This window comes from Thiomonas sp. TH-17 (assembly GCF_057473305.1).
Genome location: NZ_JBYCKI010000163.1, coordinates 1 through 23,457, shown reverse-complemented (window position 1 = coordinate 23,457; position 23,457 = coordinate 1). Strand labels below are relative to the sequence as shown.

The window sequence follows — 23,457 nt, the reverse complement described above, 5'->3', positions numbered from 1 at the left end:
GCTCGGGTCTCCAGTAGATCTGAGGGGGCTCACTGCATAACGGCTCACACGCCGGTGCCGTGGACTGCAGACGGAAGTATTTCAGCAGCCTGTTAAGGCCATATTTTTCGTCAGCCTCATCCACCGCACCGCCCAACAACTGCCGCAGAATGTCAAATTGAACCTTGCCCTCAGTAAATGCTTCTGGAAACAGAGATTGCAGTTGTGACAGATTGTCGGCCACGATGTCTGCGGACTGGGCTGTGGGGTCGTTGGCTTCAATTTTGTTCATGGCGTATTCTTCTTAAGCGTGTTTCGCTCAGTGGGCAGCGAGTGAGGATTGATTGGCGGTCAGTTGGAGTTCCAGCCGCTTGATTTTTGCATTCAGTTCAACGAGTCGGTTCATCTGCTTTTCTTTGACGGCTTGCGTCCGGAGGGACGACAACTCGTCGAGAATTTGCGAATGCTTGGCGACGGATTCTCTCATTCGGTCGGTCTGCTCTGCCGACTCAGGCAGGGCAAATTGGCCAGTGATATTTGCCGCTGCGAAACCCACAATGCTGTCCAGCCAGCCCTGATAAAGCATGAGCAGGTCACGGGTCGGCAACCTCGACAGGGCTAGCGAACCCAAGAACGCCTGTGTAGCCGGAAGCGGCACCGGGTCTAGGACCATCGGGTTAGTGGTCAGGACTTCATCGACGACGAACTTGCCCGCTTCGTTCTGGGCAAATCGCTTATGTGCTGCCGACACGCTAATGCCGTCGGCTTCACCATCACGGTACGACGACACCAAAAGCAGGGGATAGGGAACGGCCCGATGAATAAGTTCAGTCAGCCGTACCACCTTGGCATTGTGTCGAAAGACTGCCGTCAGAACTGCCACTTCGAGGTATTCGCGTTCGGCATCGCGGAAAACAGGCACGGCGATGTTCGTGGGTTTCAGGGCTGCAACCCATTGCAGTTCTTCAATGCCATCCTGAATGTGCCGCTTGTCCACTGCGGTGGGTGCTCCCTGTTCAACCAGTAGCTTCTTGGGGATGCGCTGTTCGACCTTGGTATTGGCAGGCAGCGCCAGTGCGTCGAGAACAACCTTCAGGCTCACGCAGCTGCCTCCGACAGGATGGCAAACCATGCCACCACTTCAAAATCATTGCTCCCCGCAAACTCGCCCTTCTGAGCGTGCGTGCCCCCTGCGGCAAAGAGACTGGCGACGGCCTTCTCTTCCTTCTTACCGACGACCGATGCAATGGCCTTGGCGAGCAGGCCTCGAGCGTGTCCCATGTCCTTGCCGTCACGTGTGGCTTTGTCGAATCGGGCGCAGGCCGTTGCGTCGGGCATGTCGCGTCCAATGCAGAGCTTTTTCAGGCGGTCGAGAATCTGTTTGGGCTGGTTGAAGGGCAACAGCACAGTGCCATCGTCGCCGACATGAACCAAATAATGCGGTGCCAGCGGATAGCCTGAATCGGCAGAATTGGCTCCCTTCTCGCCGACGGCACGCAGGCAGAACACTATGCCTGCAGGAATCGCGGTGTCGCCCAGTTCGGATGCCGACGTGATAGCGAATGAACCCAGCGGCATCGAGTCGAGCAATCCTGGATGCTCCCGCAGCTGGCCCGCAAGGTCGATGCGGAAATCGTTCAGCGTCAGGTCGGCGATGGAGACGCCGCTGGACAGGTCTTCGAGGTCGATGACCGTGTCTTGCAACTTCAAGAGTTGCTGGCGTCGGTATTCCAAATCGTTCATCTGGTTCCCCGACTGCTGTTCGATGAGGTTCTCCTCACCAGTCGCCGAGATGTCGAGCAAAACCATCTTGCCGCTCACCCGCTGTTCGAGATTGATGTATTCCTCCAGCTCGATGTTGGGCCAGAAGTTGGTGAGTTGAATGCAGTCGTTCGGCGAACCGATGCGGTCGATACGACCAAACCGCTGGATGATGCGAACGGGGTTCCAGTGGATGTCGTAGTTGATGAGGTAGTCGCAGTCTTGCAGGTTCTGGCCTTCGGAAATGCAGTCCGTGGCGATGAGCAAGTCGAGGTCGCCTTCGGCGGCATACTCGGGCGGACGTTCCTTTGAGCGAGGCGAAAAGGCAGTGAGCAAACTGGCGAGGTCGGTTCTCAGCTTAGGCAGATTGGTTTTGTTGCTGCCTGCCCCGACAATGGCCGCCGAATGGATGCCGAGTTCTTCCTCGGCCCAGCCGGACAGCTCCTTATAGAGATACATGGCCGTGTCGGCGAATGCGGTGAAAACAATCACCTTGCGGTTGCCCGCATTGAGAGGGCTAGCCGTCTTGTCTGCGATGAGCTTGCGTAGCACGGAAAGCTTAGCGTCCCGTTCCGCGGTTACCTGTTCGGCGGCAGATAGCAGCGTTGCCAGGCGATTGCGGTCTTCCTGCAAGTCCTGCCGCCAGCGCACCTTATCCACGTCCTGCAACAGTACCTTGACCTTGCGCCCCACCAACAGCGATTCATAGGTGGGGTCGTCGATTTCAACCTCGTCGATGTCCAGCTCTTCGAAGGATTCCTCGTGAGCATCTATGCGGCCGAGCAAGACATCGACCCCGGCAAGTTGGCGCTTCAATGTCAGGGCGAACGACACCACTGAGCTTTCCATGCGTTTGAGTAGGTTGACCCGAATCAATTGAATCAAGCTCTCCTCTCGGTCCATCTGGCGAAAGAAGCTCTGACCACCACGAATTCGTGTGCTGTATTTTGCGTCGTAGTCCGCCATCTTCTGTGGCAGGACATAGCGCAACGGTGCATAAGGACTCAGGTTGAGTCGCCGAATCTCGTTGTTGATTTCGCGGATGGCAGGGAACTCACCTCGCAAATCGACATCGGCCTTGATGTTGATTGGCTTCAACCGGGTTGGGAACGTACCTGTCTCGGCGGTGCCGTAATACTTTTCGACGTGCTTGCGTGAACGGGCAATCGTGAGCAGGTCGAGCAGCCTGAAGTAGTCGAATCCCAGCATGTCGATGAGCTGGGACGGCTTACGGTCAATCTCTTCGAGACGAAGCCAACGGTTGAACTGTGCCTGAGCCTGACGAACAGTGGACTCGATGCTCGGAATGCCGTGTGCATCGAGGGCATCGTCGGCACCTTCAGTGACGAACGAAATCTGGTTCTTTAGGTCGGCGAGCCGGTTATTAACGGGCGTGGCCGACAACATCAGCACGCGGGTCTTCACGCCTTCGCGGATGATTTGCCGCATCAGGCGGTCGTAGCGGCTCTCTCTGCCTTGGTGCGTAATCTTGTTGCGGAAGTTGTGCGACTCGTCGATGACAACCAAGTCGTAGTTGCCCCAGTTCACATGAGACAAGTCGATGTCGCCCGACTGTCCACCGTCGCGAGAAAGGTCGGTGTGATTCAGAACGTCATAGTGCAAACGGTCTGGAGCGAGAACATTACGTCGGTCGTTGGCCTTATAGAGCGTCCAGTTGTCTCGCAGTCGCTTCGGGCAGAGTACGAGAACGCGGTCGTTCCTGAGCTCGTAATACTTGATGACGGCCAGGGCCTCAAAAGTTTTACCAAGGCCGACACTGTCGGCAATGATGCAGCCACCGTGCCGTTCAAGCTTGTCGATTGCGCCGACAACGCCGTCACGTTGGAACTTATAGAGCTTTTGCCAGACAACACTGTTCCGAATGCCCGTGGCCGACTTGATAATTTTCTCTTCATCCAGCTCATCTCCAAGGTCTTTGAAGAGATGGAACAGCGTCAGGAAGTAGATGAGGGATGGTTGCCGATGCGCCGACAGCCCCTGCAAGCGAGATAGCAGCATCGCTTTGCCGTCGCTCTTGGTATCCAAACTCGACCATAACCTCTCAAACCAGGACGCGAGTAGCGCGCATTCGTCAGCACTTTCCGCTGATTGGATGAGGCTGACCTGATGATTCGGAGTGAGCCCGAGTCCGTTCGTTGTGAATGAACTGGAGCCTGTGATTACGCGCCTTGGTGTCCCAGATTCAGAGCGAACAACCAGCGTCGTTTGAGGGATGGGGCCGCTGGGAAGTCTGACTTCGACACACTTGGCCACCCAGTCAGCACACCGGTTGGCCAACCAACGAACTTGCAGGCGATTCCGGAACGGCCGGTCAAACTCTCCGCCCAGCATCTCCCATTCTTGACCCTCCGGACACGGCAGTGCCAGCCGCGCACTGATATCCATCCCGAGGATGTCTTGCAGCTCGGCGTATGCGAATAGTGAAAACGCTGGAGATGCGATGTCCATCGACGATTTCGCCTGTAGACATTCGCGCAGCGCATCAATAACGCGTTCACTGCCAGTGTTTTGAATTAGACGCATCAGCAACTTGTGAAACAGTTAGACAACGACGTGACTGAATAGAGGATGATTCACCGAGTCGAAACGACGATTGTCCAACGATGCTACTGTTTTCAGTACGTTCAAACGTCGCCAAGCGTAACGGAGAGCGCTTGGTGAAAATTCATGGCTTTCTGTTTTCGTGCTTGGGTTTGCATAGCCAAGCACGAGAGCCCCGCCTGCCGGTGGGTCCACTCCAACTGCAGCAGATTCGGCTCGTGTCTGAGGTCTTGTGGCAATCTTCGGCGAAGCCAGTGAAACACGTACACGTAACACCGTAACCGCGAAACGCACCCTGACGCACTGGCACGCCGTTACACGGTTACACCTCTACGTACCTCGCTCGACAAGGTCAGCCATGTCGACTGCGTCCTGGGTGCCGAGGTCGCGAAGCCCAGCCGCCACACCAGCGCAGTCTCGCTGGCCGTCATCCTGGCAAAGCTTCCACTTCCCTTGCAGTTTGGTCACGTCGATGTCGATGCCGACAATGGCCTTGAGCATGGCGTCAATGTAATCCGCAGGCGCGTCCGCCATGCCCCATGGCGAGACCCGTCCTGCTTCGTGCTGCGTGGTCAGAGATTCGACAAGCGCGCGTACCCAGACGGCATCGTCCTTGATGCAAAGCACCCCTCGCGCCACCACCGAGACATAAGCCCAAGTCGGCACGACTTTACCGGTCTCCGCTTTGCTCGGATACCAGGTCGGGCTCACATACGCGTCAGGCCCGCGAAAGACGGCGAGCACATCGCTGCCGTCTGGAGTTTGCGTCCAGACAGGATTGGCACGGGCGACGTGGCCACGAAGGAAGGTTTTGTCGTCCTCTTGAATGAGAAGCAGCGGGATGAGGTTGGCATCCAGCCCCTCGCTGCCCTGCGTGACCAAGGTCGCCAGCGGATGGGCGCGCATCAAGGCGTGCAGTTCAGCAGGGTCGGATTGTTCAAAGTGTTTGGGCAGGTACATGGGCAGAGTTCAAGAGAGGTCGCCGGCCGCACAGAGTGTGCCACCACAGCGACGGTGCTGCAGGTTTTGTTCTTACGCTGCTCGCCTTGCGGGGTGCGATTGCACCCTATACCGCCCTGGTTCAGACCTCACGCCCGGTGCAGGCGCAGCAGGCCCACGCCGAAGGCACAGAACACCGCCCCTGAAACGCGCTGCGGCCAACCCGAGGCGAACCACGCGTGTAGGCGCCTACGCGTCAGCACGGCAAGCCCTGCGTAGAGGCTCAGGACAAGCAGCGAGATGGTCATGAACGTGACCGTCAGCACGGCGTACTGCGGCCCCATCGGCTGGGACGCACTGAGGAATTGTGGGAACAGAGCCGCAATGAAGGCAATCGCCTTGGGGTTGGTCAGGGCCACCGCAACACCCTTGACGTAGAGCTTGCGCGGATGGCGGTCGGCCCGCTGCTCGCCGGACACGGTGGCCAGTGCTTGCGACGAAGCCTGCCCCGCCTTGCGCCATTGCTGAATGCCCAACCAGATGAGGTACGTGGCGCCAGCAACCTTGACCAGGTTGAATGCGAGTGCGGACGTTTGCAGCACTGCGTTGAGTCCCAAGGCGCTAAGCATGGCCAGAGTGAGCAAACCTGAGGCGTTCCCGAGCGACGACCACAGCGCACGCCGCCAGCCGAAGTGCATGGCGTTGTGTATCGACAGCATGACCGCCGGCCCGGGTGTGAAGGACGCGGCCAGGGCAAAGCTGACGAAGATAAGGTAGGTGGTCCAGGTTGGCATGGTCGAGACGTAGGGAGCGGAAACCGCCGGGGTGCCTAAATTCTAGGTGCCGCCCCGAACGGCCGTGGCCCTGCCAGGCTTTCCCCGCTTGGATGCCTCGGCTGCAACATGACGCGCACATTGCGCTTGTTCGCCTTTCATTCGCTAGGCAATTTCGTCATCGCGCGGGCGTCGCTGATGAGAAGTGGACAGGGGCAGGCGTGACAGCGTGTGACTTGGACTGAAGCACTTACCGTGCTTATCAAAAAACGCGTTATTTGATTAATTTGAATAAATATCTTTCAAAAAACGGAGTTATTGGTAAGAAACGTTGCAAATCCGAAACATTCAGCTTAGTTAAGACGCTGCGACAATTGAAATCAATCGTCAATACAATTAGAATTCGAATATCGATTGGATGAAGTATTTTCCTCTGTCGCTTGCGGGCTTCGGCCATTGGTAGAGGAATACAGAAGAGTCCATCCGAGTTGCAGAAAACCCCGCGCTCCGCAATGCAAGCCCGAAGCGCTCCTTGATGTCGAAACACTTACAAACCTCAATGGAGCAGCAATGAAGCAAGTCCCTAGCTAGACCATCGCCCGTCCCACTCGCTGGGCTCCGGGCGTCCCACTTTCCCCATTAGCGAATTCCTCTCGGCAACATTCCGACCGAGTTCAGGAGGCGCTTTATTCAAATTTTTCCGATGGCAATATCCATCGGCTTGGAGACCTATTACCATGAAAATTTGTAACGCAACTCGCAGCATCAACCCGCAGCGCACTCGAATAGACACGCTCGCTATATGAAACTCCACCTCTCTTGAAGAGTTTCATCACTCATCCATACCCTCACTCTGACCATGAATTCACACATCGAAAGCAACGAAATGCAAACAAACTCAATCGATATCACAGTTCACATCGCGGCACAGTCTTCAGGGCGCCACACGCGTCAATATGCCGACAGTCATAAATGGCAACGTGGATATTCAGGTAGTGACGATGTCGGCGCGCTCTCCAAGGCGCGCCTTCAGGCACTCCTGAATATTGGGCTCAAGGAACTCGCCGGAAAATTCTCTCGCGATGACTTCGCCTACATGCTCAACGCCTTTGGGGAATGCATGTTCACGCCCGACGAACTCACGCACCTCGATGTTGAGTTTGCCGAGGCTCTCCCCGGTGACGCCGACAATGCGGACGCCGCGCTGGTTCAACGCCTTACTGCGCTCTCGCCGGTGGCGCGATTCGCACTTGGAGATGCCCTGGAATGGGCGTTGTTCGAAGGGCTACCGCAGGGCTTGAGCGTTGCGCAGTGCTTTCAACGGCTCCAACTCAAGCTGACCGACGCAGCTGAAGTCTGACCCTTGCCTTCGCCAAAATGGTCCCTGCTATCTGGGGACCATTTTGCCGTTCCCATGCAACCAAATTACCATCGACCTTCACACACCAGCGTCCGTCGAACGGGTCGCAGCGGCTTCAATCACCTTCTTTGCCTGGAGCTCGGTACTCGCCGACTGCTCCAGTTGCGCCCTGCATAGCCCCGCCACCTCATAGCGGAAGTTTTCGTAGACGTCCGCGGCCGCTGGGTACGTGCGCAGCACGGCATCGAGGCGCGCATCAAACGGTGTCCGTGCAAGCTCCTCGCGGAGCCTCTGGGCAACTCGCTGGTACTGCTCGGCACTCGCTTCCAGGGGACCGCTCTCCAGGCGCTGCAGGAGATGTGCAAGTGCGACGACCGTCGGCGCAACCTTGGAACCTAACTGACTCGCAGCCCCAGCCTTCATTTCGTTCACGTTCATGGCTATCTCTATGGGAAGTACTTCCCTGATAGCGAAGTAAATGCTGGCCAAATGGCCAAAATCAAGCCGCGTTCGAAGACCGGCGAGCCCCCCCAAACCCACCACAGGCACTCGAAATTCTGTGGATGCACCTAGAGCCCTACGCCCTCTCCTCCCCACAGCAGGGTTACGGATGGCGCCGCACAATTTCGATTTTCAGTCTGAAGCAGCAAGCAAGATTCTTCCCGCCACATCCCCCAAGGAGTCAACATGGAACAAGACGCCATCGCGTTCATCGGTCTAGGCAGCATGGGCCAGCCCATGGCCCGTAATCTTCTCGACGCCCGTCCGGGTTTGACGGTCTATAACCGCAGTGCCGCGCGCGCGCAATCGCTCCAAGCGTCGGGTGCGAAAGTCGCACCCACGCCCGCCGATGCCGTGAGCCCCGGCGGGATTGCAGTCACCATGGTGGCCAACGATGCCGCTCTGCAGAAGGTTACGGTAGGGCCTGGCGGATTTGCCGACAAGCTCGGCCAAGGTGGCCTCCACATTTCGATGAGCACGGTGTCTCCGGAGACATCCCGCGCCCTGGCGGCGGAGCACGCTAAGCGGGGCAGCCTGTTCCTCAGCGCCCCGGTCTTCGGGCGTCCGGAAGCGGCGGCGGCCAAGAAGCTGTGGATAGTGCAATCGGGTTCGGCGCAAGCGAAGGTGCGGGCCAAGCCGGTGCTGGACGCACTCGGGCAAGGCATCCATGACTTCGGGGAGGACCCGGGGGCGGCAAATGTGGTCAAGCTCAGCGGCAATTTTCTGATTCTCTCCGCCGTCGAAGCGATGGCGGAAGCGCTGGCCTTGGTCGAGAAGAACGGTATCGACCGCAGCGCCCTGGCCAGTTTTTTGGGACAGACCATTTTTGCCTGCCCGATTTATCAAAACTACTCTCAAATCCTGGCCAAGCGGGCGTATGAGCCCGCTGGGTTCAAGCTGGAGCTGGGCATGAAGGACGTGCGCCTGGTGCGCGACGTGGCTGAGCAGGCAACTCTGCCCATGCCGCTGGCGGATTTGTTGCACGAACGCCTGCTCACCAGTCTGGCTAAAGGCCGTCAGGCACTCGACTGGACCGGCATCGAACTGGTCAGCGCCGAGGCTGGCGGGCTGCGCTGAGCCGCGCCGGCAATTCGTTCCCCCTGTTGAGTCGTGACGACCTGACGAGCAGTCCGCTCCTCACGACCGTAAACACGCCCGAAACGGGGACTTCTCGGTCGACGACACAAAAAACCCGGCCGGAGCCGGGTTTTCAACAGCCTGTTCGGCTGGGAGTCGGTGACACTTTCGCGTCATCCGTTTGCGAGATTCACTCAATGAGCTATCGCTTCTTTTGAAACAGCCTGTTCGGCTGGGAAGTGGGGTAGCACTTTCGCGCCATCCCTTGTGCAAATTGCATCTAAAGCAACTGCTGTTTCTTGAAACAGCCTGTTCGGCTGATGAAAACGATGATAATTTCTCAACTACTGTCCACCTTACAGTACCGCAGAGATTGCTGAGCCAGAACATCAATCAACGCGATAAGCAAATTATATAGCAACCACTGTTTGATTTTCAACTGTTCGAGCCTAATATTCTAATCGTTGTTGCGCGTCCGCCACATATTGATAGGCTGATTCTAAAAACAGGCCAAGAAATATTCAAAAAACTCGTTATTTATTCGAAATAACGGAAATTCACTCGCAACGACCCATCGAAATATCACGCCCATACGGCCTTTAAACGGTCTTTGTGTGTTGAATAGCGTTGCAATATCTGCGTCTACCGGAGGAACGGCCTGCGCTGAGGCGCGCTGACTCTCCCCGGTTCACCGGGGAGGCACCGACTGGTCGGCATCCGCTCATACTGCATCAATCAAGGTCGGCATATCGTTTCGAACATTACCGACCGCCTTGCCAACCGGATACGCGCACAAATTTCCACCGCCCAACGGCCGCATCAGCGCCTGCAGGTCGGCCGGCTTCGCTGTCGGGTCCAACCATGGGGCAACATCTTCCTCCTGGAGCACGACCGGCATCCGGTCATGCAACGGCCGCATCAGGTCGTTCGCCTCTGTCGTCAAGATGGTGAAGGTCTGAACGGAGTCCTGGGTGCCCGGGGGCGTCCAGTGTTCCCACAGGCCCGCCATGGCGAGGAGTTGCCCGTCCTTGCGGTGGATGTAGAAGGGCTGCTTTCCCGAGGCCAGGTGCTGCCATTCATAGAACCCGTCCGCCGGCACGATGCATCGATGGGACCGGAACGCGGCGCGAAACGCAGGCTTCGTCGCCGCGCTCTCGCTGCGCGCATTGATGAGTTTCATTCCGATGCTCAGGTCCTCGGCCCACGACGGAATCAAACCCCATCGCAGCAAGTCCAGGTGGCGCTGGCCCTCGATGACCCGCACGACGGGCGCGACCTGACTGGGTGCAATGTTGTACCGGGGACGCCATTCCTCGCTGTGCGCAGCATCCGGCCCCTCGATGCCAAACTGCTCGCGCAAGTGCTGCGGGGTGCTTTTGAGGACGTATCTGCCGCACATGGTCGCTCCCGGCGTGGTGGTCTAAAGCCCGAGCGTCGCCCATTCCCCGAAAAATTAAAAGACTGTTCTTTTATACAGTTTTTGTGTAGGCTTGCCCTCCCGTCTCGAAGGACAGCCTGCCATGCCAACATCTGCCGTTCTGCTTGCCGACCTCCCGTCGTCCGTTGCCGCGGCCGTCTGGCGGGGCGATGACATCGCCGCCCCTGCGGGCCCTGTCGTGGCCAGTGGCTGGTCTGCGCTGGATGCCGAGTTGCCGGGAGGTGGCTGGCCCTGCGGCAGTCTCACCGAGGTACTGAGCCCGCAACCCTCCCTGCTGGAATGGCGCCTGCTCGGTACGGCACTCGGCACGGTGGCTGCGGCCGGCGGCTGCGTCGTGGTGGTTGGGCCGCCCAAGCCACCCTACCTGCCCGGCCTGCAATCTCTTGGCCTCAGTGAACGGCAGCTCATCTGGGTGCAGGCCGAGGCTCCGGCGCAGCGGCTGTGGGTCACCGAGCAGTTGGTCCAGGCCGACATCGCCGGGGCGGTCCTCGCCTGGTTACCCCAAGTGCGACCGGAACAACTGCGCCGACTGCAGAGCCGTCTGCAGGGTGGCCGTGCCCTGTGCATCGCCCTGCGCCCCGAGGGCGTGCGCAGTGAATCCTCCCCCGCCGCGCTGCGCGTGCTCGCCCAGTCTGGACCGGACTGGTCCCTGCGCGTGCAGGTGCTCAAGCGTCGGGGTCCAGCGCATGACACCACACTGGTGTTGCCCGCCGTGCCGGTCTCGCTCGCGCCCATTCTGACCCGGCGCTCCCGTGTGCCGAGTCGTTTTGTCTCACTTCCAACCGGAGCCCGCCATGCTGTGGTGCGCGCTGCGACTGCCGAGTCCGTCCAGCTCTGAGCTGCCTGAGCCCCCTGCCGCCGCGCAGCGCGGTCTGGCCCTCTGGGCGCTGCAGTTCACGCCCCGGGTCGCCCTGTGCGACGAGGCCGTGCTGATGGAGGTTGCGGCCAGCCTGCGGCTCTTTGGTGGAGCCATCACGCTGGCCGCGCGGGTGCAGGCCGATGCGCCCACGCTAGGCGTTTCCTCTCTGGCCTGGGCGCCGACAGCGCTGGGGGCTCTTGCTCTGGCTCGCGCCGACATCGGCGGTGTTGATGCAGTTCCCCTGGATGAGCGCCTCGACCCGCTTCCTGTTGCCGCGCTGACCGCAGCCATGCCGCATGAGACCACCCTGGCGCAACTGGGTTGCCGCACCCTGGGCGACCTGCGCGCCCTGCCCCGCGGCGGCATCACCCGGCGCTTTGGCGCTGCACTCATTGACGCCATGGACCGGGCCTACGGCCTGCGCGCCGAGCAGTTGGCCTGGGTCACCGTTCCCGAAACCTTCACCGCCAAGGTGGAACTGATGGCCCGGGTGGAGACCGCCATGGCGTTGGTCTTTGCCGCCAAGCGCTTGCTGCTGCAGTTGCACGGCTGGCTGGTGGCGCGCAATGCCGGCGTGACCACCTTCACCCTGAGCTGGGTTCACGACACCATGCGGCCGAAGGACGTGGGGGTTGGTGATGCCCTTGTCATCCGCACAGCTGAGCCGATGCGCGATGTGGACCATCTCTCCCACCTCCTCGCCGAGCAATTGGCGCGGGTGCAACTCGCGGCGCCGGTCGAGTGTCTGGAATTGGTCGTGGACGACGTGCGCGACTACGCCCCGCCCAACGCCTCCTTGCTGCCCGATGCCAGCGCCGACCGGGAGTCCCTGACCCTCGCGCTTGAGCGCATTGCGGCGCGCCTGGGACCAGAGCGGGTGTTGCGACCGGCCCTGGTCGAGGACGCCCGCCCGGAATGGGCGCAGCAATGGCGGCCCGCCTCCGAGCCGGTGCGTCCCAAGCCCACGCGGCCGGACGGCATGCCGCAGCCCACATTCCTGCTGCCTGAGCCACTTCGACTAGCGGTGCGCAGCAACCGTCCGCTCTACCAGGGGGAGTTGCAGCTCTTGCTCGGCCCCCACCGGGTCGAGGGCGGCTGGTGGCACCGTGTGCAGGTGGCAGGCGGCACAGCCGAGAGCCGCCAGGTTGCGCGTGACTATTGGGTGGCACTCAGTGCGCATGCGGGCGCACTCTGGGTTTTCCAGACCCGGGTGGCCGGCGAGGACGCCGCCTGGTTCCTGCACGGCCTGTTCGCGTGAGGAAGGCATGGACCCCCTGCCCGACTATGTCGAGCTGCACTGCCGCTCAAATTTCTCCTTCCTCACCGGGGCCAGCCATGCCGAGGAGCTGGTCGAGCGGGCGCAGGAACTGCACTATGCGGGGCTGGCTATCACCGACGAATGCTCGCTGGCCGGCATCGTCCGCGCCCATGTAGCGGCCAAAGCCGCTGGCCTGCCCCTGTTGGTCGGCGCCCAGTTCGAGGTGGAAGGCGCGGCGCCTTGCACGCTGGTCGTGCTGGCCTGCAATCTCAACGGTTACGGCAATCTGTGCACGTTCATCACCCGACTGCGACGGGCCTCGCCCAAGGGAACCTACCGACTCGAGGCGCAAAGCATCACCGGTGAGGCGCTGGCCGATTGCGTGGTGCTGGCAGTGCCGCCGCGGCAGGCCACCGATGCCGGTCTTCTGGAGCTCGGTGCCTGGCTCCTGGCCCGGTTCACGGGACGGGTGTGGCTGGCCGTGGAGCTGCACCGGCGTCTCGATGACGAACGCTGGCTGGAACGGTTGCAGGCGCTGGCCGAGGCCACGGCGATTCCCCTGGTCGCGGCCGGGGATGTCCACATGCATCTGCGCTCGCGCAAACCGCTGCAGGACACCCTGACGGCCATTCGCCTGGGTCGGCCAATTGCCGAGTGTGGTCATGCGCTGCAACCCAATGCCGAGCGGCATCTGCGCAGCCGACTGCGCCTGGCCCTGACCTACCCTGCCGAGCTGCTGGCCGAGACCTTGCGGGTCGCCGCGCGCTGCCGCTTCTCGCTGGACGAACTGCGGTACCGGTACCCCAAAGAGGTGGTCCCCGATGGGGAGACCGCGGACAGCTATCTGCGTCGCCGTGTCTATGAGGGGGCTGGGCGGCGCTGGCCGGACGGCATGCACGCCAAGGTGCAGGATTTGCTGGAACATGAGCTCGCCCTGATTGCCGAGTTGGGCTACGCCCATTACTTCCTGACCGTGGATGACATCGTGGCCTTCGCCCGGTCGCGCCACATCCTCTGCCAGGGTCGCGGCTCGGCAGCCAACAGCGCGGTCTGCTACGCGCTGGGGGTCACCGAGGTCGACCCCGCGCAGCAGCAGGTGCTGTTCGAGCGGTTCATCAGCAAGGAGCGCAATGAGCCACCAGACATCGATGTGGACTTCGAGCACGAGCGGCGCGAGGAGGTCATCCAGTATCTCTATGCCAAATACGGCCGCGACCGGGCAGCGCTGACCGCTGCGGTCATCACCTACCGTCCCAAGAGCGCCCTGCGCGACGTGGGCAAGGCGCTGGGCTTTGACCTGGAGACTGTCGACCGCCTGGCGCGGAACGTGCAGTGGTGGGACGGCCGAGAAATCGCCCGCGTGCGACTGGAGGAAGTGGGTCTGGAACCGGACGCCTTGGGCGTGCAGCAATGGATGGCGCTGGTGCGGCAACTGCTGGGATTCCCGCGGCATCTGTCGCAGCACACGGGCGGCTTTGTACTGACCGAGGGGCCACTGTCGCGTCTCGTGCCCATCGAGAACGCGTCCATGCCGGAGCGCACGGTCATCGAATGGGATAAGGATGACCTCGATGCCGCCGGGCTGCTCAAGGTGGACATTCTGGCACTGGGCATGCTGACCGCCATCCGCAAGGCGCTGGACGCCATTGGGCAGAGCCGGGGGCAGGCGTTCGCGATGCAGGACATCCCGCGCGAAGACCCGCAGACCTACGACATGCTGTGCAAAGCGGATTCTGTGGGGGTGTTCCAGGTGGAGTCCCGGGCACAGCAAGGCATGCTGCCGCGACTGCAGCCGCGCTGCTTCTACGACCTGGTCATCGAGACGGCCATCGTGCGGCCCGGGCCGATTCAGGGCGGAATGGTGCATCCTTATCTCAACCGGCGTCAGGGCAAAGAGGTCGTGAGCTATCCCAGCCAAGACTTGAAGAACGTCTTGCAACGCACCCTGGGTGTGCCGGTGTTCCAGGAACAGGTGATGCAGATTGCCATGGTCGCCGCAGGCTTCTCGGCCGGAGAGGCCGACGGCCTGCGGCGGGCGATGGCGGCCTGGCGCCGCACGGGGTCGCTGGAGAAGTACCGCGACCGACTCATCTCAGGCATGGCTGAACGGGGCTACAGCGCGGACTTTGCTCAGCGCATCTATGAGCAGGTGCAGGGGTTCTCCGAGTACGGCTTCCCGGAGAGCCATGCGGCCTCCTTCGCCCTCCTGGTCTATGCCAGTGCGTGGATAAAGCGGCACCATCCGGCGGAGTTCCTCGCAGCCCTGCTCAACAGTCAGCCAATGGGCTTCTACACGCCCTCACAACTGGTGCAGGATGCCAAGCGCCATGGGGTGACAGTCCGGCCCATCGATGTGATGCACAGCGCCTGGGACTCGACCCTGGAGGAGTCCGTGCCCTACCCTGCGGTGCGACTCGGCTTGCGTCTGGTCAAGGGGCTGGGCAGGGAACCCGGCTTGCGCATTGCCGAGGCACGGAGGAGCCGGCCGCCGGTCGATGCCGAGGACCTCGCCAAGCGGGCGCAACTGGACACCACGGCGGTGCGGCAGCTTGCCGCTGCGGACGCCTTGCGGTCGCTGTCCGGGCATCGGCGCCAGCAGGTGTGGGAGGCGACGGCGGTGGAACGCATGCCCGCGTTCCTGGATGACGCGGTGCCCAAGGAGGACTGGCTGGAGCTTCCCGCGCCACCGGAGGGCGAGGACATCGTCTTTGATTACGCCACAACGGGCCTGACCTTGCGACGGCATCCGCTGGCGCTACTCCGACCGCTGCTCGCCAAGCGCAGGCTGCAGACGGCGGCGGAACTCGCCCAGGCACCAGACGGTCGGCTGGTGCGGACCTGCGGCATCGTGACCTTGCGACAGCAACCGGAGACGGCCAAGGGCACGACCTTCGTGTCCCTGGAGGACGAAACCGGCGTGGTGCAGGTGATTTGCTGGAAAGGGCTGCGGCAGCGGCAGCGCACCGTGCTGCTGCGGGCCAGGCTGTTGGCTGTCGCTGGGACTTGGCAGCGGGAGGGGAATACGGCCAGTCTCATTGCCGGGCACCTGGAGGACTTGACACCGCTGCTGGGAAGGCTGGCCACGCGAGGGCGGGAGTTTCGGTAGAGCCGGTTTTGTCCCATGGTTAGTACTTCTGTGCCAGGCGTTGCCAGGTGAAGCATGCACTTGTCACAGCCGCTAAGTCCTTGCTGCAATGGACAAAACGCAGTGCTGTGCCGAGTGAGACAAGTGAAAATGAAAACTTTCGCGAAAAAGAATAGGAAAGATAGGGCAGCAGAGCGGCAAGAAGTTTGTTTGTTTTCTCCTGGCACACCCGGCACGGCGGCACAGATTGGCACGGGATGGCAAGGGGGCGACGAGAAACAACCGCCCCCTTGCCACACATTCAGATGTCCAGGCTGTTCGTGCCGATGGAATTTTGACCCACCGTGCCGATTCAATTTTGACCCGGGGTCTAAGGCCGACTGCGTCGCAGTCGGGTGTGGATAAGTCTACGGTTTTTGCGTGGGGTTGGCTCCTAGTTGGTGGGTTTGGATCCTTGGGGCAAGCTGCGTCGGGCGTAGCCCAAAGCGGCTTGCCCCAAGGGTTTGTCTGTCAAAGCGGTGTCTCGGGCTCAGCGGACTGGGGTGCCTGTGCTGTGCCCGAACGCCTTTGCTCCCGCGCCTTGATGCGGGTCTTGGCGGTTTCCGTGCTGTGACGGAAGCGGTAGCTCTCGTTCCCGGTTTCCAGAATGTGGCAGTGGTGTGTGAGCCGGTCGAGCAAGGCGGTGGTCATCTTCGCATCGATGAACACGCTGGACCACTCGCCGAATGCCAGATTGGTCGTGATCAGCACGCTGGTGTGCTCGTAGAGCTTGGACAGCAGATGGAACAACAAAGCCCCGCCCGCCTGACTGAAGGGCAGATACCCCAGCTCATCGAGAATGACCAAGTCCATGCGCAAGAGGCTTGCCGCAATCCGCCCGGCTTTGCCCTGCGCCTTCTCCTGCTCCAGCGCGTTGACCAGATCGACGGTGGAGTAAAACCGCACCCGCTTGCCGTGCTGCGTGATGCCCGCCACGCCGATGGCCGTGCCCAGATGGCTCTTGCCCGTGCCGGGCCCGCCCACCAGCACGACGTTGTGCGCGCCTTCGGTAAAGGCCATGCTGGCGAGTTGCCCCACCAGCGTGCGATCAACCCTTGAGGCATCAAAGTCAAACCCCGCCAGATCCCGGTGCACCGGGAAGCGGGCCGAGAGGATTTGATGGCGCACCGAGCGCACGGCGCGATCTTCCTGCTCGGCCTGCAGCAAATGCTCGACGAGCCACTGCGCGGCATCCAGCCTGGCGTTCGTCCCCAGACCTTGCAAATCGGCCCAGGCGCCGGCCATGCCGTGCAGCCGCAACGCCTTGAGTTCCGCAATGACCTCACGCATGATCTCGCTCCTCGTCAGTCACCCGCAGGCGGTCATAGCGGGCCGTGTCGGCGCGGGGTGGATCGGCCATCGTCAAGGCCGTGGTCACTTGGGCGGGCTGGGGGCCAGTCTGCAAGCGCCCCATCACGTTGACCACATGCTCCACGCTGATGCGCCCGGACGGGGCCGTGGCTTCGAGCACCAGCGCGGCGGCCACCAGTACCGCCTCCAGCCCGGATGCGGGCACCAGCGCCAGCACCTGGGCCATGAGCCGGTCGCCCCCGTCTTGCCGCAGCAACGCCTGGCGCAGTTGCTGCAAGGGCTGGGGCAGATCGGCAAACGGCGCGCCGTTGCGCAAGGCTCCCGGTTTGCGTTGAATCAGCGGCACATAGTGCTGCCAGTCGTAGGTGGTCTGTCCCCGGTTGGCCAGCCGCGCATGGCGGGCCACACACACGCCGTCATGCACCACGACCACCTCGGTGGGATACACCCGGGTGCTCACCCGCCGCCCGGCGAGTTCACAGGGCACGGAGTAACGATTGCCAGCCATGGCCACCAGACAGGTGCTGCTGACCTTGACCGTGTTGTCCACATAGCCGTCGAACGCTGTGGGCATGGGCATGAGGTGCGGCTGCTCGTGCTCGAGCATCTCGGCCACGGTGAACTGGCTGAACTCGGGATGGAAGATCTCCTGCCACAAGCCACGGCAGCGCATGGCCAGCCAGGCATTGAGTTCGGCAAAGGAGCGCCAGGGCGTCGACAGGGCCTCAATCCACACACGTCGCCTGCTGTCCTGGACGTTCTTCTCCACCACCCCCTTCTCCCAACCGGAAGCGACGTTGCAGAAGTCGGGGTCGAACAGGTAGTGGCTGCACATCGCCGCAAAGCGCGCGTTGACGTCGCGCTTCTTGCGCGGGTGCACTTTGTCGACGGCCGTCTTCATGTTGTCATAGATGCCGCGATGCGGCACTCCGCCGAAGGCGGCAAACCCCTGGGTATGGGCGTCAAACAGCATCTCGTGACCTTGGCTGGGATAGGCCCCCAGCCAGAAGGCACGGCTGGCGCACAGCTTGACGTGGGCAACCTGCACGCGGTACGGCACGCCGCCCACCACCATGCTCTCTTCACTCCAGTCGAACTGGAAGGCTTCGCCCAGCGCAAACGTCAAGGGCACGAAGGCGTGCACAGGGCTCGTGCCATCGGCCTGTCGCCAGGCGCGCAGTAAATCGGTGACGCGGCTGTAGGCGCCGTCATAGCCTTGTCGCTTCAACTCGGCATGCAATGCCCTGGCCGTGCGCCGCTGCGCTTTAGGACGCTGCGCATCAATGGCCACGGCCTGCCGGAGCCACTCCACATAGGGCGCGAGCTTGCGCGAGGGTTGTGTTCGCCGCGCCGCGTACCGCGGTACGACATCGCCCGGCTGGCGTAGCCAGGTACGCACCGTGTTGCGCGACAGCCCCGTACTGCGGGCAATCTCTCGAACGGATTTGTTCTGGCGGAAATGCATCCGCCGGATCTTGCCAATCATGTCCATGGTGATCACTCCTGCCCCCCGTGCCTAAAAAAGCAGCAGGGTAGGTGGAACACCCGGGTCAATTTTGCGTCGGCATAACCTTCAAAAGTGGGTCAATTTTCGTTCGGCACGAACAAGTATGAACCGACGTCAGAGGTGAAGGCACTGGCCGAGGCCACCATTGAGCACGTTGAGCAGACGCCGATGATGCGTGACCCTGGGCAACATCTTGAGGACATGCGCAAAGCGGTGGCAGCAATGAGTGGCGCGGGGGCTGACTTTTCGGTGGTCCCCGGCGTGAAGGTTCAGGAGCGGTGGGTCGTACCTGTCGCTGCAGCCGATTGGCCACCTGTTTCCGCAGGAGTGGCAGATGGCATCGGTGAGAAGGGCAGCAGGAGTGAACCCGCCGTTGTGCATTGACCGCGGCGGCAAGGTGACACGCGGTGACTTGGAGGTCAGTGGCTACATGAAGTAGGCCACTAATCCATCCTCATGAGGAACAAGACACTATGACCACCAAAACATACCGCTCAGCCGGCATCGTTCTCGACCCTGTTCAGTTTGCAGAAGAGCTCACCACACTCAAGAAAAGACCTACTTCCCAAGGGCACGCGTTGCTGTGTGAGCTTCCTGATGCAGTCGTCCAACTCTTGGAGAACCCGCTCGTCCCCCACGGCGTTGGGATGGGCATCGCAGCAACGCAGAAGGGCATGCCGTGCACGGTTATTCATGTGCAAGCTGCGTCGACGCAAGCAATGTGCATCGTGCCGCTTGTCGACAAGGTCGCACAAAACTGGCTCATCGAAGCCGTCGAAAGTCGCAATGGAATGACGCTTGCGGTGTCTGTTACAGAGACGCAGCAGCTCGCACTGCTGAGTTCAATGCAGCTCGTCAATGACCCCAAGGGGCGGCAGTGGCGTGCAGCCAAGCAACAGGTCATGCGGGCACGCTATGAACTGAAGGCGGACGCCCGTGGTTTGGACATCTACAAGCTGCTGCTCGAACTCGAGGCAGCGCCGCGGTCCGTCATCAAAGGCTTTGCAGTCGAGACACTGCACGTGGTCGTCTGCATCCCTGACCCACAGTATGTGCCACCTGGGCGGTCGTCTGCTGCTGACACAATGGAAAACATAGCCTCGGTCATTCACTGACCGCCGAGCACGGTCTGAGGCGAGGACACGAGAAGAGCATGTGGACGCTGGCGATGCCAACGCGTCGCAAGCAGCAATTCCGGCGCCGACTCTTCCGAGGGTTCGGCGCCATTTTTATGCGTCGATTGAATGCACCGCCCCCATCAATTTGCATGTCCCATGCAATTCAATAGAAAAAGAAATTGGAATGCTGCGTCCCAGCATCCAACTCGCACGATTCAAAATCATCTCATCAAGCACGCATGAGAGGCCCTCACCGCCATCGGCGCCCGAGTTCCGCCGCCTGGCGCATGCCGGGTATCTCCCCCTGCCATAGGCGCACGGAATCCCCCGAAATGCATGTGCACTTCGTTCCCCGGAAGCTTTCATCGCCGAGAAATCGCACGTACCTCCACCTTGTCGACGTCTAGGCAACGGGCAATCTGCAAGAAGAACGCAAATGAAAACGTCCCACGATTGATGCGATTTGAGAGCGCCCTCGATTCAATTTCGATTCCTTGCAACTCAAGGAGCAAAGAGAGGCGTTTTGCACTGCAATCGTGCCGCGCCATGAGGGACTTGATGATGCGGCGCGCTTCGCGTTCCCAGTCGATAGTTTGCCTGCTATCTGCGCCTCCAGGATTTCGTTCGTTGCTCGGCATTGCTGTGCTCCATATTTCTATATTCGCATCATATTCGATGTTAATCTCGACGCAATAAATATTGTTTTCATCATTTTTGATGATTTGAATGAATCTGCGTCCTAGACGTTTGACCAGCGCAAATTGGTCAACGCACCCCGGGGCTGGTCCCGCGGATGCAGGTCAAACATCTTGGACATTTCTCAGTACGCTTCATCGGCCCCGCTTCACCAACGTCTCACCGAATTCCTGTTTCCACAGAAGGGCTCGCAACCTAATCTACCGTCGTCTACAGCTTCGCAGCCGTGGGCCATCGCCCGGCACACGTTGCTGCACTTTGATGACGCGATGGCAGCACGACTCGACGCCACCTTGCTGCGTGACGCCCTCGGTTGGCTCACGAAGTTCGATGCCCTCATCCGCGGCCTGGGCGATGACGAGCTCGAAGAATTGATTGCGTACCTGCAGAGCCAAGACCGCATGATTCGCGGTCAAACTCGCCGTGCAGACGACGCAGATGCCCGGAAGCTCTTGACGGATATGGAATCCCGTCATCGGTTCACCCTCGTCACGGAATCCGCGGAGCAGGAGCGCGCTGTCATAGACGTCATCAATCGCGCCCGGAGCAAGGCAATTGCCTCATGGCAGGCCGTCCTCGAGGGCACCTCCACTTTCACGGCCGAGATTCCCCCCTCCGAGCGGGGCCTTCTCCTGCAGGCACTCACCGGAGCGTCCCCCCAAAAGTGCCTGGAACACTGGGCGAGCATCAAGGGTAGTGAAAGAAACCTGAAGACCTACGACAAGTTCCGGGACATTGCAGACGACCTCGCCGCAATGCTCGACGGCCAATGCGTCGAGGCACTGACTCGCGACCACGTGCGGCTCTACGCGGACTACCTGCGTGGTCGGGGAAACAGCCTCAACACCGTTCATGGCAAGCTGAGCATTTGCCTGACGCTTCTGAGTAGCTGCAACCTGGCCTCCGATACGCGACGGGCCTTTGCTGACATTCGCCCGGCCAAGGCACGCGCCCGGCAGCACAGCGCGCCGCGGCAGCCATTCACGCTTGACCAGCTAGGCGCCCTGCTCCAGGGGGTCTTTGCTGACACTTCGCTGCCGCCGGATGACCGGGTCATCGTCGCTCTGCAGGCGCTGGCAGGCGCGCGCCTGGAGGAAATCTGCTCCCTGACCGGCCCGCAGCTTGCCTGGACTGGTCAGCATTGGACAGTTGATTTTGTCGAGGCCGACGTACTACGGAAGCCATCGAACCGTCCGATGAAGCGACCACGGGCCGAAGGCCTGAAGTGTCTGGACTCTGTTCGAACCATTCCGGTGAATGTTTCTTCGATTAGAGGGCTGCATGAGCGACTCCTTGCTCTCAAGAAGGCTGCCGGAAAGGGCCGACTTTTCAGCCACCTGACCGCGAATCGCTACGGAAGTTTCGGCTCGGCCGTCGGAAAACGCCTGAACAAGCGCATTGACCAAGTCGTCGGCGAGGACCGTCGTTTGGTCCTGGAGAGCCTGCGTAACACCGCCGCCCCCGCCATGCGACGTGCTGGCATTGATTCGGATGAACGCCGGATGTTCATGGGCCATGCTCCCGTCGACATCCACGGGCGGCACTATGACCTTCCGACGACGGAAGACCTTCTCGCAGCATCGATGGCGGTGTCCGGCATGGTTGCCCAAGCACTATCCGGCCGGGACTATCCGGCACTGGATGGTCAGTATCGGGCACGCCGGATTCGCCGCTCCCGCGATGTTTCCGACAGCGCGACATCAGCGCTGTCAAGACACATGGTCAAGCAGCCGTCAGTCGTTGTTGATGAGCGGGAGGCGGACGGGCAACTCGATGCTGGCCATGGCCTTCACCAAGACGTCGACGGGCATGTTTCCATAGTGGCGGCCGACCTGCCCGTTGCTGTGCCCGGTCAGGGCATCATGCACATCCTCGGGGATACGAGCAGCTCGGCACAGGGTCTTGAACGTGTGCCGGAACGCGTGGAAGACAAGGGTCCTGTCGGCGATACCGCAACCTTGGGCATGACGCAGGTAGCGCCCCCACCATTTCGACCAGTTCCCGCTGCGCTTGCCGAATCGGTCCACAGTCAGCGCGGGAAACAGCCACTCCCCACCCGCAGTTCTGAGCCCATCGACGTAGCGCCCGAAGCCAATCCGGAGCAACTCGGCATGCACAGGAACCACGCGTATGGACGCGTTATTCTTGACCCGGGCAGTCAAGCCGTCAGGGCGAATATGAATCAGCAGCCCATGGACGGGGTCCGCCTCGACGTCGCGGACGCGCAGCTGACACAACTCTTCGAGGCGGCATCCAGTCAGAAGGCCGAGCGCCGGCAGCCAAGCACACGCATCTCCACCCGCGCCCCTCGGTCGCAGCCCCTTCCCGTATACCGGCGACGCGAAGACCGCGCCAAGCTCCTGCGCGTTGAACGGCCGTCGCCCGACGCTCTGCCCTTCCTGGCGCGGCACGCGAAGACCGCGGAACGGGTTGTTCTCCTGGAGACCAGCGTCAACGGCAGCCTGCATGATGGCGCTCAAGTGTCCGAGCTTTTTGGTGACCGTCTTCGGATGCAGCGAGGACGCAAGCAGGGAGTCCCTGTAAGCGGCCACGTTCCTGCGACTGACACGGGCCGCAGGCAGCTTGGCGAAGGTATCGAAAGCATCGGCGGTCGCTCGAAACTCGACCACGGTCCGCGGCGGGCGATTCGGGTTGAGCTTGCACCAGTACTCGAAGAGCGCGAGGAAGGTCTGGTCCTCAGGCACAGGGACGGCCGGGTACTCGCCCCCCAACGGAGGCATCGGCCCCGCTGGAGGGATAGCTCCAGCGCCTTGGGGCACCGAAACCAAAGGTGTGCCTGACACCAATGCCGACTCCTGAACCAGTGAAACCGCCGAACCAGCGGGGACCACAGGAATTGAAAGGCCAGAGAACCTGGCGAGCCATTGCGCGGCAAGGCCCATAGCGAGCACCCGCGCGACCTCACGGTCGGAAGTTCTCAAGGCAACACGGATGAGTTCGCCGTAATCACCGCGGTGCTTGCGGGGCACCCTCATCTGAAAGTAGTAAGCGCCGCGCTGCTGCGTCATGTACACCATAAAAAAAACCTCCTAGACGTTGACAAGGGCGTCGCAGAGGCTTGGCGTCGAATGACGTGTACAGCAAAAAGTACAGCAACCTGGAGGAAGCTGTCATTGATACGAGAAATTTCTATTACGTATCAACAACTTAGGCAATCATTGGCGGAGAGAGGG

General features: G+C 61.0%; 21 protein-coding genes. 7 read left to right on the top strand and 14 right to left on the bottom strand.

Features of this window, described 5'->3' with window-relative positions; translation table 11 throughout:
* From AC2VLV_RS10245 to AC2VLV_RS10225, 5 genes are all read right to left on the bottom strand, one after another.
* The coding region (locus tag AC2VLV_RS10245; protein WP_486989887.1) for a hypothetical protein at positions 1–271 on the bottom strand (271 nt) is incomplete at its 3' end.
* Positions 272–298: 27 nt separating this feature from the next.
* A complete protein-coding gene (locus AC2VLV_RS10240) occupies positions 299–1,081 on the bottom strand; it encodes a DUF4391 domain-containing protein (RefSeq protein WP_486989886.1) in 783 nt (260 codons plus the stop codon).
* Positions 1,078–4,284, bottom strand: coding sequence for a helicase-related protein (locus AC2VLV_RS10235; RefSeq protein ID WP_486989885.1), 3,207 nt, complete (start codon positions 4,282–4,284; stop codon positions 1,078–1,080). The genes AC2VLV_RS10240 and AC2VLV_RS10235 overlap by 4 nt, the downstream gene beginning before the upstream one ends.
* A 348-nt stretch (positions 4,285–4,632) precedes the next feature.
* Positions 4,633–5,262 carry an FMN-binding negative transcriptional regulator gene (locus tag AC2VLV_RS10230; RefSeq protein ID WP_486989884.1) on the bottom strand — a complete coding sequence of 210 codons (630 nt, stop codon included), beginning with the start codon at positions 5,260–5,262 and terminating at the stop codon, positions 4,633–4,635.
* A gap of 128 nt (positions 5,263–5,390) precedes the next feature.
* A complete protein-coding gene (locus AC2VLV_RS10225) occupies positions 5,391–6,035 on the bottom strand; it encodes a LysE family translocator (RefSeq protein WP_486989883.1) in 645 nt (214 codons plus the stop codon).
* A gap of 838 nt (positions 6,036–6,873) precedes the next feature.
* Between AC2VLV_RS10225 and AC2VLV_RS10220 the strand changes: the two genes are divergently transcribed.
* Entirely contained in the window at positions 6,874–7,374 is a 501-nt protein-coding gene (locus tag AC2VLV_RS10220; protein WP_486989882.1) for a hypothetical protein, read from the top strand.
* 78 nt (positions 7,375–7,452) lie between these two features.
* On the opposite strand, the gene AC2VLV_RS10215 is transcribed toward AC2VLV_RS10220, so the two are convergent.
* Entirely contained in the window at positions 7,453–7,812 is a 360-nt protein-coding gene (locus tag AC2VLV_RS10215) for a hypothetical protein (RefSeq protein WP_486989881.1), read from the bottom strand.
* Positions 7,813–8,061: 249 nt separating this feature from the next.
* Here AC2VLV_RS10215 and AC2VLV_RS10210 point away from each other — a divergent pair, with 249 nt between their 5' ends.
* Positions 8,062–8,952 carry an NAD(P)-dependent oxidoreductase gene (locus tag AC2VLV_RS10210; RefSeq protein WP_486989880.1) on the top strand — a complete coding sequence of 297 codons (891 nt, stop codon included), beginning with the start codon at positions 8,062–8,064 and terminating at the stop codon, positions 8,950–8,952.
* A 721-nt stretch (positions 8,953–9,673) separates the two neighbouring features.
* Here AC2VLV_RS10210 and AC2VLV_RS10205 read toward each other — a convergent pair.
* A complete protein-coding gene (locus AC2VLV_RS10205) occupies positions 9,674–10,351 on the bottom strand; it encodes an SOS response-associated peptidase (protein ID WP_486989879.1) in 678 nt (225 codons plus the stop codon).
* A gap of 121 nt (positions 10,352–10,472) precedes the next feature.
* Here AC2VLV_RS10205 and imuA point away from each other — a divergent pair, with 121 nt between their 5' ends.
* Genes imuA through AC2VLV_RS10190 form a run of 3 tightly spaced genes read left to right on the top strand, consistent with a single transcriptional unit; the run spans position 10,473 to position 15,613 of the window.
* Positions 10,473–11,228 carry a translesion DNA synthesis-associated protein ImuA gene (imuA, locus tag AC2VLV_RS10200; RefSeq protein WP_486989878.1) on the top strand — a complete coding sequence of 252 codons (756 nt, stop codon included), beginning with the start codon at positions 10,473–10,475 and terminating at the stop codon, positions 11,226–11,228.
* Positions 11,185–12,507: a Y-family DNA polymerase gene (locus AC2VLV_RS10195; RefSeq protein ID WP_486989877.1), complete on the top strand. Its 1,323-nt coding sequence runs from the start codon at positions 11,185–11,187 to the stop codon at positions 12,505–12,507. The genes imuA and AC2VLV_RS10195 overlap by 44 nt, the downstream gene beginning before the upstream one ends.
* A gap of 7 nt (positions 12,508–12,514) precedes the next feature.
* Positions 12,515–15,613 (top strand): error-prone DNA polymerase, encoded by a 3,099-nt coding sequence (locus tag AC2VLV_RS10190; RefSeq protein ID WP_486989876.1) that lies wholly within the window; start codon positions 12,515–12,517, stop codon positions 15,611–15,613.
* A 489-nt stretch (positions 15,614–16,102) separates the two neighbouring features.
* On the opposite strand, the gene istB is transcribed toward AC2VLV_RS10190, so the two are convergent.
* Together istB and istA are read right to left on the bottom strand one after the other, a co-directional pair.
* Positions 16,103–16,921, bottom strand: a complete 819-nt coding sequence (gene istB, locus AC2VLV_RS10185; protein WP_486989875.1) for an IS21-like element ISThsp2 family helper ATPase IstB — start codon at positions 16,919–16,921, stop codon at positions 16,103–16,105.
* Positions 16,914–18,434, bottom strand: a complete 1,521-nt coding sequence (gene istA, locus AC2VLV_RS10180) for an IS21-like element ISThsp2 family transposase (RefSeq protein ID WP_486989874.1) — start codon at positions 18,432–18,434, stop codon at positions 16,914–16,916. Before istA ends, istB begins: the two co-directional genes overlap by 8 nt.
* Before the next feature lie 87 nt (positions 18,435–18,521).
* Here istA and AC2VLV_RS10175 point away from each other — a divergent pair, with 87 nt between their 5' ends.
* Complete coding sequence (locus AC2VLV_RS10175) at positions 18,522–18,833, top strand: hypothetical protein (RefSeq protein ID WP_486989873.1); 312 nt, start codon at positions 18,522–18,524, stop codon at positions 18,831–18,833.
* 89 nt (positions 18,834–18,922) lie between these two features.
* Complete coding sequence (locus AC2VLV_RS10170) at positions 18,923–19,564, top strand: hypothetical protein (RefSeq protein WP_486989872.1); 642 nt, start codon at positions 18,923–18,925, stop codon at positions 19,562–19,564.
* Between the two features lie 365 nt (positions 19,565–19,929).
* Here AC2VLV_RS10170 and AC2VLV_RS10165 read toward each other — a convergent pair whose 3' ends face one another.
* From AC2VLV_RS10165 to AC2VLV_RS10145, 5 genes are all read right to left on the bottom strand, one after another.
* A complete protein-coding gene (locus AC2VLV_RS10165) occupies positions 19,930–20,205 on the bottom strand; it encodes a DUF6471 domain-containing protein (RefSeq protein ID WP_486989871.1) in 276 nt (91 codons plus the stop codon).
* A gap of 258 nt (positions 20,206–20,463) precedes the next feature.
* Positions 20,464–20,739 carry a hypothetical protein gene (locus AC2VLV_RS10160; RefSeq protein WP_486989870.1) on the bottom strand — a complete coding sequence of 92 codons (276 nt, stop codon included), beginning with the start codon at positions 20,737–20,739 and terminating at the stop codon, positions 20,464–20,466.
* Between the two features lie 519 nt (positions 20,740–21,258).
* Positions 21,259–21,405 (bottom strand): hypothetical protein, encoded by a 147-nt coding sequence (locus AC2VLV_RS10155; protein ID WP_486989869.1) that lies wholly within the window; start codon positions 21,403–21,405, stop codon positions 21,259–21,261.
* Positions 21,406–21,435: 30 nt separating this feature from the next.
* Positions 21,436–21,780, bottom strand: coding sequence for a hypothetical protein (locus AC2VLV_RS10150; protein ID WP_486989868.1), 345 nt, complete (start codon positions 21,778–21,780; stop codon positions 21,436–21,438).
* A 216-nt stretch (positions 21,781–21,996) separates the two neighbouring features.
* Positions 21,997–23,292 (bottom strand): DUF6538 domain-containing protein, encoded by a 1,296-nt coding sequence (locus AC2VLV_RS10145; protein WP_486989888.1) that lies wholly within the window; start codon positions 23,290–23,292, stop codon positions 21,997–21,999.
* Positions 23,293–23,457 lie beyond the last annotated feature (165 nt).

Coding starts and splice junctions, on each gene's coding strand:
- istA (WP_486989874.1), bottom strand. CDS start 18,434: ATGGACATGATTGGCAAGATCCGGCGGATGCATTTCCGCCAGAACAAA.
- AC2VLV_RS10150 (WP_486989868.1), bottom strand. CDS start 21,780: ATGGCCCATGAACATCCGGCGTTCATCCGAATCAATGCCAGCACGTCG.
- AC2VLV_RS10170 (WP_486989872.1), top strand. CDS start 18,923: ATGACCACCAAAACATACCGCTCAGCCGGCATCGTTCTCGACCCTGTT.
- AC2VLV_RS10205 (WP_486989879.1), bottom strand. CDS start 10,351: ATGTGCGGCAGATACGTCCTCAAAAGCACCCCGCAGCACTTGCGCGAG.
- imuA (WP_486989878.1), top strand. CDS start 10,473: ATGCCAACATCTGCCGTTCTGCTTGCCGACCTCCCGTCGTCCGTTGCC.
- AC2VLV_RS10155 (WP_486989869.1), bottom strand. CDS start 21,405: ATGCTGACCAGTCCAGGCAAGCTGCGGGCCGGTCAGGGAGCAGATTTC.
- AC2VLV_RS10235 (WP_486989885.1), bottom strand. CDS start 4,284: ATGCGTCTAATTCAAAACACTGGCAGTGAACGCGTTATTGATGCGCTG.
- AC2VLV_RS10195 (WP_486989877.1), top strand. CDS start 11,185: ATGCTGTGGTGCGCGCTGCGACTGCCGAGTCCGTCCAGCTCTGAGCTG.
- AC2VLV_RS10215 (WP_486989881.1), bottom strand. CDS start 7,812: ATGAACGTGAACGAAATGAAGGCTGGGGCTGCGAGTCAGTTAGGTTCC.
- AC2VLV_RS10165 (WP_486989871.1), bottom strand. CDS start 20,205: ATGCCGAGCAACGAACGAAATCCTGGAGGCGCAGATAGCAGGCAAACT.
- AC2VLV_RS10190 (WP_486989876.1), top strand. CDS start 12,515: ATGGACCCCCTGCCCGACTATGTCGAGCTGCACTGCCGCTCAAATTTC.
- AC2VLV_RS10230 (WP_486989884.1), bottom strand. CDS start 5,262: ATGTACCTGCCCAAACACTTTGAACAATCCGACCCTGCTGAACTGCAC.
- istB (WP_486989875.1), bottom strand. CDS start 16,921: ATGCGTGAGGTCATTGCGGAACTCAAGGCGTTGCGGCTGCACGGCATG.
- AC2VLV_RS10220 (WP_486989882.1), top strand. CDS start 6,874: ATGAATTCACACATCGAAAGCAACGAAATGCAAACAAACTCAATCGAT.
- AC2VLV_RS10160 (WP_486989870.1), bottom strand. CDS start 20,739: ATGACGGGATTCCATATCCGTCAAGAGCTTCCGGGCATCTGCGTCGTC.
- AC2VLV_RS10225 (WP_486989883.1), bottom strand. CDS start 6,035: ATGCCAACCTGGACCACCTACCTTATCTTCGTCAGCTTTGCCCTGGCC.
- AC2VLV_RS10210 (WP_486989880.1), top strand. CDS start 8,062: ATGGAACAAGACGCCATCGCGTTCATCGGTCTAGGCAGCATGGGCCAG.
- AC2VLV_RS10145 (WP_486989888.1), bottom strand. CDS start 23,292: ATGACGCAGCAGCGCGGCGCTTACTACTTTCAGATGAGGGTGCCCCGC.